The organism is Arthrobacter sp. Y3221157 (assembly GCF_059089865.1).
Genome location: NZ_JBNHFD010000043.1, coordinates 1 through 12,493, shown reverse-complemented (window position 1 = coordinate 12,493; position 12,493 = coordinate 1). Strand labels below are relative to the sequence as shown.

The 12,493-nt window shown below is 65.7% G+C and carries 14 protein-coding genes, 1 tRNA gene and 1 riboswitch; of the genes, 11 read left to right on the top strand and 4 right to left on the bottom strand.

Going from position 1 to position 12,493, the window contains the following annotated elements; all coding sequences use genetic code 11:
- Positions 1-265: 265 nt before the first annotated feature.
- Entirely contained in the window at positions 266-796 is a 531-nt protein-coding gene (locus AC5RTT_RS12250) for a hypothetical protein (RefSeq protein ID WP_494145415.1), read from the bottom strand.
- Between the two features lie 141 nt (positions 797-937).
- Positions 938-1,027 (bottom strand) — tRNA-Ser (locus tag AC5RTT_RS12245).
- Between the two features lie 163 nt (positions 1,028-1,190).
- Here AC5RTT_RS12245 and AC5RTT_RS12240 point away from each other — a divergent pair.
- From AC5RTT_RS12240 to AC5RTT_RS12225, 4 genes are all read left to right on the top strand, one after another.
- Positions 1,191-2,960, top strand: a complete 1,770-nt coding sequence (locus AC5RTT_RS12240; protein ID WP_494145414.1) for an HNH endonuclease signature motif containing protein — start codon at positions 1,191-1,193, stop codon at positions 2,958-2,960.
- A gap of 141 nt (positions 2,961-3,101) precedes the next feature.
- Entirely contained in the window at positions 3,102-4,145 is a 1,044-nt protein-coding gene (locus AC5RTT_RS12235) for a zinc-dependent alcohol dehydrogenase (RefSeq protein ID WP_494145413.1), read from the top strand.
- A 3-nt stretch (positions 4,146-4,148) separates the two neighbouring features.
- Positions 4,149-4,544, top strand: coding sequence for a 6-pyruvoyl trahydropterin synthase family protein (locus AC5RTT_RS12230; protein ID WP_494145412.1), 396 nt, complete (start codon positions 4,149-4,151; stop codon positions 4,542-4,544).
- A 4-nt stretch (positions 4,545-4,548) separates the two neighbouring features.
- Complete coding sequence (locus AC5RTT_RS12225) at positions 4,549-5,643, top strand: glycosyltransferase family 4 protein (RefSeq protein WP_494145411.1); 1,095 nt, start codon at positions 4,549-4,551, stop codon at positions 5,641-5,643.
- A 9-nt stretch (positions 5,644-5,652) separates the two neighbouring features.
- On the opposite strand, the gene AC5RTT_RS12220 is transcribed toward AC5RTT_RS12225, so the two are convergent.
- Complete coding sequence (locus AC5RTT_RS12220; protein WP_494145410.1) at positions 5,653-6,156, bottom strand: nucleoside deaminase; 504 nt, start codon at positions 6,154-6,156, stop codon at positions 5,653-5,655.
- A 60-nt stretch (positions 6,157-6,216) separates the two neighbouring features.
- On the opposite strand from AC5RTT_RS12220, the gene AC5RTT_RS12215 reads away from it, so the two are divergent.
- Genes AC5RTT_RS12215 through AC5RTT_RS12205 form a run of 3 tightly spaced genes read left to right on the top strand, consistent with a single transcriptional unit; the run spans position 6,217 to position 8,088 of the window.
- A complete protein-coding gene (locus tag AC5RTT_RS12215; RefSeq protein ID WP_494145409.1) occupies positions 6,217-7,020 on the top strand; it encodes a phosphatase PAP2 family protein in 804 nt (267 codons plus the stop codon).
- Positions 7,021-7,032: 12 nt separating this feature from the next.
- A complete protein-coding gene (upp, locus tag AC5RTT_RS12210) occupies positions 7,033-7,668 on the top strand; it encodes a uracil phosphoribosyltransferase (protein ID WP_494010771.1) in 636 nt (211 codons plus the stop codon).
- A 45-nt stretch (positions 7,669-7,713) separates the two neighbouring features.
- The gene (locus tag AC5RTT_RS12205; RefSeq protein WP_493974556.1) at positions 7,714-8,088 is read left to right on the top strand and encodes a glyoxalase superfamily protein; all 375 of its coding nucleotides are present in this window, start codon (positions 7,714-7,716) and stop codon (positions 8,086-8,088) included.
- A 62-nt stretch (positions 8,089-8,150) separates the two neighbouring features.
- On the opposite strand, the gene AC5RTT_RS12200 is transcribed toward AC5RTT_RS12205, so the two are convergent.
- Complete coding sequence (locus tag AC5RTT_RS12200) at positions 8,151-8,885, bottom strand: aggregation-promoting factor C-terminal-like domain-containing protein (protein WP_494145408.1); 735 nt, start codon at positions 8,883-8,885, stop codon at positions 8,151-8,153.
- A 5-nt stretch (positions 8,886-8,890) separates the two neighbouring features.
- Positions 8,891-9,052: riboswitch (cyclic di-AMP (ydaO/yuaA leader) on the bottom strand.
- Positions 9,053-9,230: 178 nt separating this feature from the next.
- Between AC5RTT_RS12200 and AC5RTT_RS12195 the strand changes: the two genes are divergently transcribed.
- The 4 genes from AC5RTT_RS12195 to AC5RTT_RS12180 all read left to right on the top strand — a co-directional run.
- Positions 9,231-9,407: a hypothetical protein gene (locus tag AC5RTT_RS12195; protein ID WP_494145407.1), complete on the top strand. Its 177-nt coding sequence runs from the start codon at positions 9,231-9,233 to the stop codon at positions 9,405-9,407.
- Between the two features lie 722 nt (positions 9,408-10,129).
- Positions 10,130-10,993, top strand: coding sequence for a winged helix-turn-helix domain-containing protein (locus AC5RTT_RS12190; RefSeq protein ID WP_494052036.1), 864 nt, complete (start codon positions 10,130-10,132; stop codon positions 10,991-10,993).
- A 63-nt stretch (positions 10,994-11,056) separates the two neighbouring features.
- The gene (locus AC5RTT_RS12185; RefSeq protein WP_494145406.1) at positions 11,057-11,584 is read left to right on the top strand and encodes a SixA phosphatase family protein; all 528 of its coding nucleotides are present in this window, start codon (positions 11,057-11,059) and stop codon (positions 11,582-11,584) included.
- A 38-nt stretch (positions 11,585-11,622) separates the two neighbouring features.
- On the top strand, positions 11,623-12,493 hold an 871-nt coding region (locus tag AC5RTT_RS12180), incomplete at its 3' end, for an EamA family transporter (protein WP_494145405.1).

The window sequence follows — 12,493 nt, the reverse complement described above, 5'->3', positions numbered from 1 at the left end:
TCTAGGATGCACGAGAATCAAGGATTGTTCAACAATCTTGGGTGGATATTTGTCGATTGGCGTGCGGACGGCGATACACGCCCACGCCGGTTCACGGGAGGCCATCCGGGCGGCCGTCGAAAGATTCACGGCAAACAGGAGTTCCAGGGGACGTTCAACGGCAACGCGTAATGCGGGTCCTTCGACACCCGGCTTAAGTTGGCCGTCGTATCGCCTCTGCTAAGGAAAGACCCTGCTTGCCATGGGAGTGGAAGCGGGTCTTTCCTCATCTGCAGACCATCGGCGCCTTGCATGGCGCCAGAGGTTGGACCAACAGGTTCTGGTGAAGAGTGACCCACCCGTCGGCCTCCAGTTGCCCGTGGTCAAACTGGTCTGGGACGAGGGCAACGTTCCTGCCGTCCGGCCCCGCAACGAATCCGATTACCTCGCGGCTGTCGGCCATGGTCTCGCAGAGCTCCCAGTAGTCTCCCGTCGTAATCGCCTGGCCGACCAGGCAGACGTCGTCCGCGGACGCGCCCTGAGTGGCGTAGTAATCCGTGTATTCGTAAATAGCCAGAAACCGCGCGCTCGCGATTTCTGCTTCCCCGCCCGCCACGGCGTTGATGTCCAGCACGTCACGTTCCGTGGCCGGCCGTTCCAGCACCGTCATTGTCCCTGCCTGCACGATGAAAAAGTGCGCGTAGAGCAGGCCCAAGGCCACGCAGGTACCTATGCCGACAACGGCTGACAGCGCTACGACGAGTCTCCAGAAAAGGGTCAGCGGAGCCTGGCGCTGCTCGTGAGAATCAGTAATCAAGCCTTCCCCCAAGGCTAGGTTTTCTTGAAGAGTACACGCCCTCGCCGGCCGGGGGACTCTGGCGCCAGTGCTTTGATAGCCTACGCCATCCTTAAAAGCGGAAGGCCCCGGTTTCGATTAGGAAACCGGGACCTTCTCAGCTGGCGGTGACGGTGGGATTTGAACCCACGTTGGCTTTTACACCAAACAACATTTCGAGTGTTGCACCTTCGGCCGCTCGGACACGTCACCAACCTCAATAGGGTACCGGAGCGGGGCGCACATCCCCAAAACGGGCGATGATCCCCGGTGGTAGGGCTCTCTGCCACCGCGACCTTTGAGGGCAGCTGGCAGATGTGGCCAACCGTACAGCGGTGCCTGCCAAAATGTCATACCCCCATTGGAGGATGTCCTTATGGGAATCGGCACGCGCACGGCATCGGCCATGGAGGGCATTCGTTCCACCATGGCTGCCCTCGAGGCGCTGTTCCTCGAAGAAGAGGAACTGGAGGCTACGGCCGCAGACGGGGATGCCGACGGATCCGTGGTGGATGTCATGGGGCGGTTGTATCGGCTTCGGTTGGCGCGACTGGAGCTGGAGTCGACGCTGGAAGCCCAGAACGCTGCACTGAAAGCCCGGGACTCGGCCGAGGCCTTCGACCTGCAAGAGGCCATGCTCCCACCGGACGCACGGGTGCGGGAGCGGACCTTCAGTGAAGTCTCCACGGTGGAGGAGATCGCCGGGGTTCTCACCATCTCCTCTGGTGCCGCCGCCGCGTTTTTGGCGCAGTCGCGGCGGGTATGCTCCCTGCCGTCGGTATACGAGTCTTTGTCAGCCGGGGCGTTGTCGTGGCAGCACGCCAGGATCATCGCCGACGAAACCGAGAACCTGGACCATGCCAGCGCTGTGGCGCTGGCGGACCACTTCCTGGACCCGGATGCTCCGAATCCTGCGCGGGGCTGTCGGGCTGGGCAGCTGGTTCCTTCACGGTTGAGGTCGAAGGTGCGGGCCTGGCGGGAGCGGCATCATCCGGAGTCGATCGAAAAACGGCACGCCAAGGGTGTTGCGGACAGGCGGGTCGAATTCACCCCTGACCGGGACGGCATGGCCTGGATCTCGGCCTACCTCCCGGCCGACTCCGCGTTGGCGGCCTGGAACAAAACCACGGCCATCGCCCGCGGCCTCCAAGGCCCCAACGAAACCCGAACCCTTACTCAGATCAAAGCCGACGAGTTCACCCGCCGCCTCCTCAGCACCGGCGTCACCTCCACGGCTGCTGGCCGCACCGCGGGGGCCACCGGGGCGGACGCCACGGTTCAGGACAGCACCGGCGCGGGCGCCTGCCACACCGGTATCCGCGCCCCCGGGCAGGCCTCCCATGACAACCGTGAAGCTGTCCAACAACTCCCGGGGGAGTCCATCGGGCTTGCCACGCTCGATGGGTCCGACGCGCCCGCTGCGGACTTTGACATCCCCGACGCCCCGGCAGCAGATTCCATGGAGGCGAGCAGCGCCGGCGGCCACGGAGATAGCAGCCTTAGCGGACTCACAACCAGCGCGTTTCCCGGCGGCCCGGAGGTCGGGAAGGTTCCAACCCCGCGGGCAGACGTGATCGTCACCGTCCCGTGGTTCGCCCTGTTCGGCCAGACGGACGAACCAGCCATCCTGGACGGCTACGGCCCCATCCCCGCGTCCATGGCACGCAAACTCCTAACAGAAGGCGCCGATTCGTTCACCCGTGTCCTCGTCGATCCACGCGACGGGGCACCCCTCGAGATCGGGCGCGCCAGCTACCGGCTGACCAAGGCCATGCGACAAGCCCTGACCCTGCGGGACGGCAAATGCACTTTTCCCGGCTGCAACAACAACGCGTTGGACAACGAAGCCGACCACCTTCAATCTTGGCAACACGGCGGAACAACCGGCATCAGCAACCTGGCACAACTCTGCCCCAAGCACCACCGCCTTAAGCACAACAGCGGCTGGACGCCAACGAAAGCAACAGAAACCGAACCACCGGGCTGGATTTCACCGACGGCGAGGCACTACCCAGCCGAATTACCAGACTGGGAACCACCACAATGGCCCGCGGGAATCCTGCCGCCTGGAATTTTGACGCCGACGATTCTCCAAGGAAAACAAAGCCTCCTTGAGGACGCCGTTGTCGAGTATCTGTCCGGCTGACAAGGATTCTGGCGTGCCCGCCCCGCCGTACCACCGTGCGCCTGAACCGTCGCACTGCGCCGCCACCCGACGTCGCACATCGCCGCCACCCGGCGTCGGACTTTCCCCGCCCGCGGCTGTACGGCTAGATTCATCAGCAAGATGACTCATGCGCATGATTCCGTCCACGCCACTGCCTACTGGACCACGGCCCGGGAACACGGCGAGCTCCTGCCGGAGGAGCTCCCGGCTCCGGGTCCCGGCGAAGCCCTGGTGTGCGCCCTCTATTCCGGCATCAGCAAAGGCACGGAGATGGTGGTGCACAAGGGCGCTGTCCCGGCAAGGGTGGCCCAGGAAATGCGGGCACCCCACCAGGAGGGGCAGTTCCCGGGGCCCGTGAAGTACGGCTACCTGTCGGTGGGCGTGGTGGAGGAGGGGCCGGAGGAATGGAAGGGCCAGCGGGTCTTCTGCCTGAATCCCCATCAGGACCGTTACGTGGTGCCGGTCTCGGAGCTGACCCGGATCCCGGATGACGTGCCCACCCGGCGCGCAGTCCTCACGGGAACCGTGGAGACTGCCGTCAACGCGCTGTGGGAGGCCGGACCGCGGCTGGGGGACCGGGTGGCGGTGGTCGGCGCAGGGCTGGTTGGCGGCATGGTGGCCACCCTCCTGCGTACCTTCCCGCTGTCCCGCCTCCAGCTGGTGGACCTTGACCCAGGCCGAAAAACCCTGGCGGACGCGCTGGGCGTCGACTTCGTCCACCCGGATGACGCGCTGGCCGACTGCGACATCGTCTTCCACTGTTCCGCCTCACAGGAAGGCCTGGAAAGAAGCCTGCAGCTGGCCGGCGATGAGGGGGACGTCATCGAGATGTCCTGGTACGCCAACCGCGAGGTCACCCTGCCGCTCGGCGAAGACTTCCACGCGAGGCGCCTGTCCATCACGGCCAGCCAGGTGGGCGTCGTGGCCCGCGCCCGGCGCCACCGCCGCACCAACGCGGACCGCCTGGAGCTTGCGGTGTCCCTCCTGAAAGATCCGGTGTTCGATGCGTTCCTCACCGGGTCGTCCCCATTCCAGGAACTGCCCGAGGTGGTGCAGGGCCTCGCCCACGGCACCATCGACGCCCTGTGCCACGTCATCGAGTACCCGCAACACAACGCAGAACCGCAGCAGCCAGCCCCCATCCATCCCACAGACCAGAGGTAATGCATGTTCAGCCTGACCGTCCGCCGCCACTTCATGATCGCCCACAGCCTGCCCCGGGAAGCCTTCGGTCCCGCGCAGGCCCTGCACGGGGCAACCTTCGTCGCGGAGGTTGCCTTCCGCCGTCATTCGTTAAACGATGACGCGATCGTCCTGGACATCGGCGCCGCCGGAACCTTCGTCGAGGAGGTGCTGGCGGGACTGAACTACCGCAACCTCGACGAGCACCCTGACTTCGCGGGCAGGCTCAGCACCACCGAGGCGCTGGCGCAGTACATCGCGCAGGAAGTCGCGGGAAAAATTGAAAACCACGACGACGGCCGGCACCTGCAGGGCATCGACGTCACCTTGCGCGAAAACCCGGACGCCTGGGCCACCTACTCGCTGGACCTGAGCGCCTAGAACCATGCGCCGTATCCGCCTGCTGGTCCCCGGCAACATCCACCACCACTCCGGCGGCAATGCATATAACGCCAAGCTGGTCCGCGGGATGACGGAGCTCGGGGCCGACGTCGAGGTTGTGCCCGTTGAAGGCGCCTGGCCGGAACCCTCAGCCAAAGACCGGCGCCGGTTCGGGGGCATTATCGGCGCCTGGGGTCCGGAGGCGGAGCAGGAGCCTGCCGTGGATATCGTGGACGGGCTCGTCGCCGTCGGCGTCCCGGACGAACTGGAGTATGCAGCCAAGGCCGGGCGGCAAGCCTGGGTCCTGGCCCACATGACAGTCGATGTAACGGCGGATCCTGGCCCGGTGGAACGTGAGGCGCGGGCCATGCGGGCAGCCTCCGGAATCATTTCCACCAGCACCAGCACGGCGGCCATCCTGAGCGAGCGCCACGGACTGGCCGGCATCCGCGTCGCCCTCCCCGGCGTCGATCCCGCACCCGTGGCACCCGGCTCCCGCCCGCCCCGCCTCATTGTCGTGGCGGCCCACCTGCCCAACAAGGACCAGTTGCTGACCGTGGAAGCCCTCGCCCTGATCAAGGATCTTGAGTGGAGCGCGGCCATGGTGGGGTCTGACCAGGCGGACCCGGATTACGCGGCGGAGGTGCGGGCCGCCGTCGCCGCCAGCGGGTTGGACGACCGGCTCAGGATCACTGGCGAGCTCCTGGGCGACGCCCTGGAAGATGCGTGGGACGCCGCGGACCTGAGCTTGCTGGTGTCCCGTGTGGAGGCGTTCGGCATGGTGGTCACCGAGTCACTGGCACGGGGAATCCCGGTGGTGGTGCGGCAGGGGACAGGTGCAGAGGAAGCGCTCGGGCTGGCACGGTTGATAGACGACGACGGCGGCGCCAGGCTTCCCGGCGCGGCCGTGCCGCTTGTGCCGGGGGACCGGGAGAACCCCGCGAGGCTCGCCGGCGTCCTGCGCCACTGGCTGCGGGACCAGGCAACGAGGGACGAATGGCGGGCGGCCGCGCTGGCGGCCCGGGACCGGCTGCCGGGGTGGAACCAGACGGCAAAAATCGTCCTTGAGGCGTTGGAGCCCGGGGAGGCGGCGGGGTAGGACTTCCCGCTACAGACGGCTGCGGTGTCCAGCGAAGAAGTCACGGAGCAGTTCCGCGCATTCGGCTTCCCGCACCCCGGGGTAAACCTCCACCCAGTGGTTGAGCCGGCGCTCGCGCAGGACGTCGAACACCGATCCCGCGGCGCCTGCCTTCTCGTCCCAGGCACCGAAGACAACCCTGGGAATCCGGGCGAGGACGATAGCGCCCGCACACATGGCGCACGGCTCAAGGGTGACCACCAACGTGCAGTCGGACAGCCGCCAGCCGTCGGCCTTCCCGCCGTCGCGCGCGGCAAGCTCGCGCAGCCGCTCCGCTGCCTGGCGGATGGCCACCACCTCGGCGTGCGCCGTGGGGTCCCCAAGCTCCTCCCGCTGGTTGCGTCCGGAACCCAGCACGGCGCCGTCGGGCCCCAGCACCACGGCACCGATTGGCACATCTTCTGTTGCAAGGGCGCGGCGGGCCTCCACAAGGGCAAGACCCATCCACGTGTCGTGTTTTCCAGTGGAGACCATGGCTCAATGATAGTTTCGAAGGATACCCTGAGCCCGTGACGACCAGCGCCGGGAGGCACAATGAGCACCGTCCGTGACCGCGTTGACAAGTGGTTCAAACCCTATGCCGCTCTGTGGCTGACCATGATCATCGGTGGAACCCTGGTGCTCGCCATGGCACTGCTGGGCGCCGAGGTGTATTCGGACGTGGTGGATGAGGAAGGCCTCGCAAGCCTCGACATTCCCGCACTCGAATATTCGCAGTCGCTCCGGAACCCGGAAACGGATGCCGTCGTCACCGCGTTCACCAACATCGGCGGCGGGACCGGGATGCCCATCCTCGCGAGCATCCTCACGGCCTGGCTAACGTTCCTGAGCCGATCCTGGCGGCCCCTGATCCTGGTGGGGGGTGCGGCTGCGGTGTCCACCACGGCTACCACCGTCGGCAAGCGGCTGGTGGGCCGGACCCGTCCGGACCATACGGAGGCCGTGCCACCCTACGAAAGCACGCCGTCTTTCCCCAGCGGCCACACGCTGAACACCACCGTGGTGATCGGCGTGCTGCTGTATATAATCTGCCTGCAGTTCTACAAGCTGTGGGTCCGGATCACGGCCATCACAGCGGGCGTGATCTTCATCATCGCGATGGGGTTGAGCCGGGTGTTCCTGGGGCACCACTGGCTGACTGACGTGATGGCCGGATGGCTGCTGGGCCTCGCCTGGGTGTTGATGGTGATCCTTGCCCACCGGCTGTTCCACCTGATCAGGCGCAGGGAGCACGTGGGCCCGGCACCCGATTTTGAGCATCCAGTGGTGCGGGATGTGGTGGTTGATGCCCTGCATCACGACGGCCCCGGCGGGCACGGGAAGGATAACGCCGGGTGATAGTTTTGACGCATGCGAACTCTCGTTGTGGACCACCCGCTCGTCGCCCATAAGCTCACCGTCCTGAGGGACAAAAACACCCCGTCCCCGGTGTTCCGGCAGTTGACCGAAGAGCTGGTGACCCTCCTCGCCTACGAGGCGACCCGCGAAGTCCGCACCGAACCCGTCACCATCGAAACGCCCGTCAGCAGCACCGTGGGAACCGCATTCACCAAGCCCACCCCGCTGGTGGTACCCATCCTGCGCGCCGGCCTGGGCATGCTCGAGGGCATGACCAAGCTCGTCCCCACCGCAGAAGTGGGATTCCTCGGCATGGCCCGGGATGAAGAAACCCTGGACATCATCACCTACGCCGAGCGGCTTCCCGAAGACCTCACCGACCGCCAGATCTTCGTCCTGGACCCGATGCTCGCCACCGGCGGAACCCTGCGCGAGGCCATCAAGTTCCTGTTCAAGCGCGGCGCCTCGGACGTCACCTGCATCTGCCTGCTGGCCGCACCCGAGGGCCTCGCCAAGCTGGAAGAGGAACTCGCGGACGCCAACGTGACGATTGTCCTGGCATCCATCGACGAGAAGTTGAACGACAAGTCCTACATTGTTCCCGGGCTCGGGGACGCGGGCGACCGCCTGTACGGCATCGCCGGCTGAGGTTCAAGCCTTCCAAGACCATGGGCTCAGCCGTAGCCTGTGCCCATGGACTGGAAACTTGAACTCGTGTTCGTCCCTGTGTCCGATGTGGACCGTGCCAAGGATTTTTACGTCAACAAGGTTGGCTTCAACGCCGATTTCGACCAGCGGCCCACCGACTCCATCCGCTTCGTCCAGCTGACTCCGCCGGGCTCGGCCTGCTCCATCTGCATTGGTGAAGGACTTACGGACGCCCCTCCGGGGACCGGTTCCAACCTCCAGCTGGTGGTCAACGACATCGAAGCCGCGCACCGCCACCTTAAGGAGAACGGCGTGGACGTCAGTGACGTGGACGTGCAGGACTGGGGCCACTTCGTCTACTTCGCCGATCCGGACGGCAACAGATGGGCAGTGCAGTACATCCCGGGGCGCGATTCTTAAGCCCAAAATTCCCCGGCCCTCACGCACGGACAGCGGAAGGGCCGGGGAAATTCAGCAGGGGCTTAGTACCAGTTGTTGGCGTAGTGGAAGTTCAGCGCGCCACAGGGGGACTGGTAGCGCTCCTTGATGTAGTTCAGGCCCCAGTTGATCTGGGTGCGGTAGTTGGTCAGGTAGTCCGCACCGGCGCTCGCCATCTTCTCGGCGGGCAGGGACTGGACGATGCCGTAGGCACCGCTGCTGGGGTTGGTGGCCGTGGTGGTCCAGTCGGATTCCTTGGTCCAGAGCGTCACCAGGCACTGCATCTGGTCCTGGGCCCAGCCGTAGGAACCAAGCTGGCCGGCGGCGTAGGCCTGCGCGCCTGCCGGGTCATTGACCGCGACGACGGGAGCCGGCTCGGGTGCAGGTGCCGGAGCGGGCTCCGGTGCGGGTGCGGGCTCGGGTGCCGGAGCAGGCTCAGCCGCGGGGACGGGCTCCGGCGCGGGTGCGGGGGCAGGCTCGGCGGCCTGGGGAACAACGTTGATTTCGGCGGGGGCGGGAGACTCGGCCGGGTTGGACCGGATCTCGCTCTTTTCGATGCTCATCTGCGCATCGGAGTCCGCCGCCGTGGTGCTTGTGGTGGACGCCGCGGGAATAAAAGCATTCGTCGCCTGGCCAGCGGCGCCGAGGCCTACCAGCAGGGCACCGGACGTTGCGAGGACCGCGGCACGCTTGCCGAGGGTGAACTTCTTGCCTTCATGACGCTGGGAATCGCTGTCGGAACCCTGTTTCGGGCGCGGTTTAGCCGGGAATGTAAACATGATGAATCGCCTCTCACACCTGCGGAGTTAGCTGTCGGGTTCGGATGAGGGCATCCGGCCACACGGAAATATCACGTGCTGGCTTAACCCCAAGGGCAAATCAGTGCCCGGGACGGTGGGTCCCCCGCCTCTGCCTTCGATCAATCGGAATCCGGGAAGTGGCAGAGCTTGGCGTCATCCGGATATACGGCCCGAACGGGACCCGTACCCAATCGACGCTACAGGAGTTCAGCGCTTAAGTCACATTTAGGTAACGGACATCACGATGACGGCGCGTCGACTTGTGCCAATCGGCGCACAAGGGCAGGTCGAGGGCCGTGCGTCTGGCCCGACTGTGATGCGACCGTGACCATCCCTTCGTCGGCCGGGCCTATTCATTTCACTTTGGACAAGCCCATTCCGCTGGTTCCCTCCGAACCGGAGCGGGACGACTTCCGTGCTGAAGGGCTTGGTGACGTAATCCTCGACGTCCGCTGCCTGGCCCACGGCGCGGTCCTAGGCGGCGTCCATTGCGATGAGTAACAGCGCCGGGACCTCCGGTGTGGACGGGCGGACCCTACCCGGCAGTTCGAGCCGTCGAATTTGGGAGCATCGCATCCAGTGGTCACAGTCCAGTCGGCTGGTTGCATGCGGCGCTCGCAGCCGGGACGAATTCGGCCCAGACGCGTAGGCCAGGTGCAGGGAGCGGAGGTGATCCTGGGCCGCTGGGCCGATAAACGCCGGGCTTGCGGGAAAATTTCTTCCCTTGCTCCGCGCGCCGCTGGACACGCGCCCCGGCAGTAGGGGGCGATTTTGGCAATTCGCACTCACTTGAATAAAAAACTCCGCGGTGCTGCCTTTCGCGAAGAATATTCTGCCAACAGCCCTTTTCGTGGGGGCAAATCGGATAACGAATGTTATTCTTTGGCTCCCGCCAGAATCGTGATCTGCGCCACAATAGAGCATTTCGTCTCACAATGCGGACGATTCGGTCCATTGTTACTTGCAAGTTGCCATTGTTACGCTGCACACTTCCAATGTGAACAAGAACTCAACAGCACCTGCAGCCGCAGAATATTGGCCCAGCACATCAGCTGCTGCCGACATGCGCTGTTGTCGAATGCACGCCTGACCTTCTCCACCCCTCGAAGTTCTTAGGCATTCGCCCCCCAGCCCAGCGTCGGGCGCCCCTCCCCAGTTCGCATTGCGGGGAAACCCAGCATTCGAGCCGCGATGGCGGCCATTCACATTGAGGTAAGCAATCCATGTCTGTTGCATCCGGATACGTCCACATCTCTGTCCGTAACGCCGCCAAGGCGGGCCAGCCTTCCGGCCTCCGCCCCGGATTTGGCCCGCGCCCGTCAATTTCGCCGTCTTCCGGAAGCAGCTTTCCCGCCCAGGGCTACGCGCCGCAGGGCTACAACCCCAACTCCTACGGGCAGCTCCGCGCCGTTCCCACGGCCGACTCCGCTCCCGTAACCGCACCCACGCCCGTGGTGGCAGGACCCAACGCCGTGCGCCCGGTTGCCAATGACAATGTTGCCCGCGGGTTCGTCCTGTACATGGGCATCGACGAGGAAACCGCTGCGGCTGCCGGTACCTCAATCGCCAAGCTTGCCCAGGAAATCCGCGCCTACGCCCAGTCCCTGGTAACCGGCGCCGAAAGCTACGCAGCCGTTGCCGTTGCCCCCGCCGGCACCCCAGGTTCCGCGCTCGACGTCGTCCGTTCCACCTTCGGCGACCCCACGGTGAACTCCCGCCAGCGCACCGAGACGCCCCGTCCGCAGCAGCCGCAGGAGCCGCGCCCGTCCGGTGTCCTGATCGATCTTGCCCGCCGCGAAGTCCACCTCGACGGCGAATCGCTCAACCTGACGTTCAAGGAGTTCGAGCTCCTCAACTACCTGGTGGAGAACGGCACCCGCACCGTGGGCCGCGACGAACTGCTCGAAGGCTTGTGGCGGAACGCCGAGGAAGTGCCCAACGAGCGCACCATCGACGTCCACATCCGCCGCCTCCGCTCCAAGCTGGGCCGCCTCGCCAACACGGTACGCACCGTCCGCGGACAGGGCTACCGCTTCTACGAGCACCCGGAAGTAGTGGTCTGGGCCGCTCCTGAATACTCGATCTGACCCAGGTCTTCCAACCAGCACCCGGCCCGTTTGGGGCGGGTGCTTGTTCGTTAAGCTTGGGGCATGAGTGAGCACCATCTTCGCCGCCTTGTGATCATGCGCCATGCCAAGGCGGACTGGCCCGGCGGTGTGCCCGACCACGAGCGGCCGCTGGAGGAGCGCGGCCACCGGGAGGCGCCGCTGGCCGGGCGCTGGCTGCTCAAGCACAACATCGTCCCGGACTTCATCCTCTGTTCCAGCGCCCTGCGCACGCGCCAGACCTGCACCTGGGTGTGCTCGGAGTTGGGGGACAAGGCACCCACGCCGAAGCTGGAGGACGGCCTGTATGCCGCGTCCGCCCTCCGCATGCTCTCCGTCATCAACCACGTGCCGGATACCGTGACAACGCTTATGCTGATTTCCCACCTGCCGGGCGTGCAGGACCTGGCCATGCACCTCGCCTCCCGCGATTCCGACCACGACGCCTATATGGACGCGGCCACCCGTTTCCCCACCAGCGCACTCACCGTACTGGAGACGGAAAAGCCCTGGGCGGAACTGGACGGGCAGGATGCCAGGATCATCAAGTTCAAGGTGCCCCGCGCCCATTAGCCCCGGTTCCGGCGGGTGGTTCTGGCAGAGTAGGGAGCGTGAATCTCCGGGACTCCCTGCTTGCAGTGCTGGTGGCCGTGCTGTGGGGCCTGAACTTCGTGGCAATCGACATCGGCCTGCACCCGGGCGGCGTGGAGGTGCCCCCGCTCTTGTTCGTGGCCATGCGCTTCATTTTGGTGGTCCTGCCGTGGATCTTCTTCATCAGGAAACCGGACGTCAGCTGGATGGCGATCATCGGCGTCGGGGTCTTCATGAGTGCGGGCCAGTTCGGTCTCCTCTACCTGTCCATGGCGCTGGGGATGCCGGCCGGCCTGGCGTCCTTGGTCTTGCAGGCCCAGGTACTGCTGACCGTCCTCCTCGCCGCCGCGTTCCTTGGTGAGCGGCCGAACCGCGGGCAGCTGGCCGGCGTCGTCCTGGGCGTGGTGGGCCTCGCCGTGGTTGCCGCGGGCCTGAGTGCAGTTGCACCCCTGCTGCCGTTCCTGATCGTGCTCGCTGCGGCCCTGTCCTGGGCGGCGGGAAACGTCATCGCCCGGAAAGCGAAGGCAGCCTCGGGGCTGGGCCTGGTGGTCTGGTCCGGCGCCGTGGTCCCGGTACCCCTCACCGCGCTCTCGCTCCTCGTGGACGGCCCGGACGTGGTACTCGCCACGCTCGCCACCCTCCAGGCGCCCACCATCCTCACCGCGCTCTATACCGCCGTTTTTGCCTCACTGGTGGGTTACGGCATCTGGAACCGGCTCCTGGCCAGCCACCCGTCGTCGGCCGTTGTGCCGTTTACGTTGCTGGTCCCCGTGGTGGGGATGACCGCCGCATGGCTTGTGCTGGGGGAGGTGCCAACGCCTACCGAGCTGGCCGGCGGCCTGCTGCTCCTGGGCGGGGTGGCGACGGCGGTGCTGACCCTGGGCGGGTGGC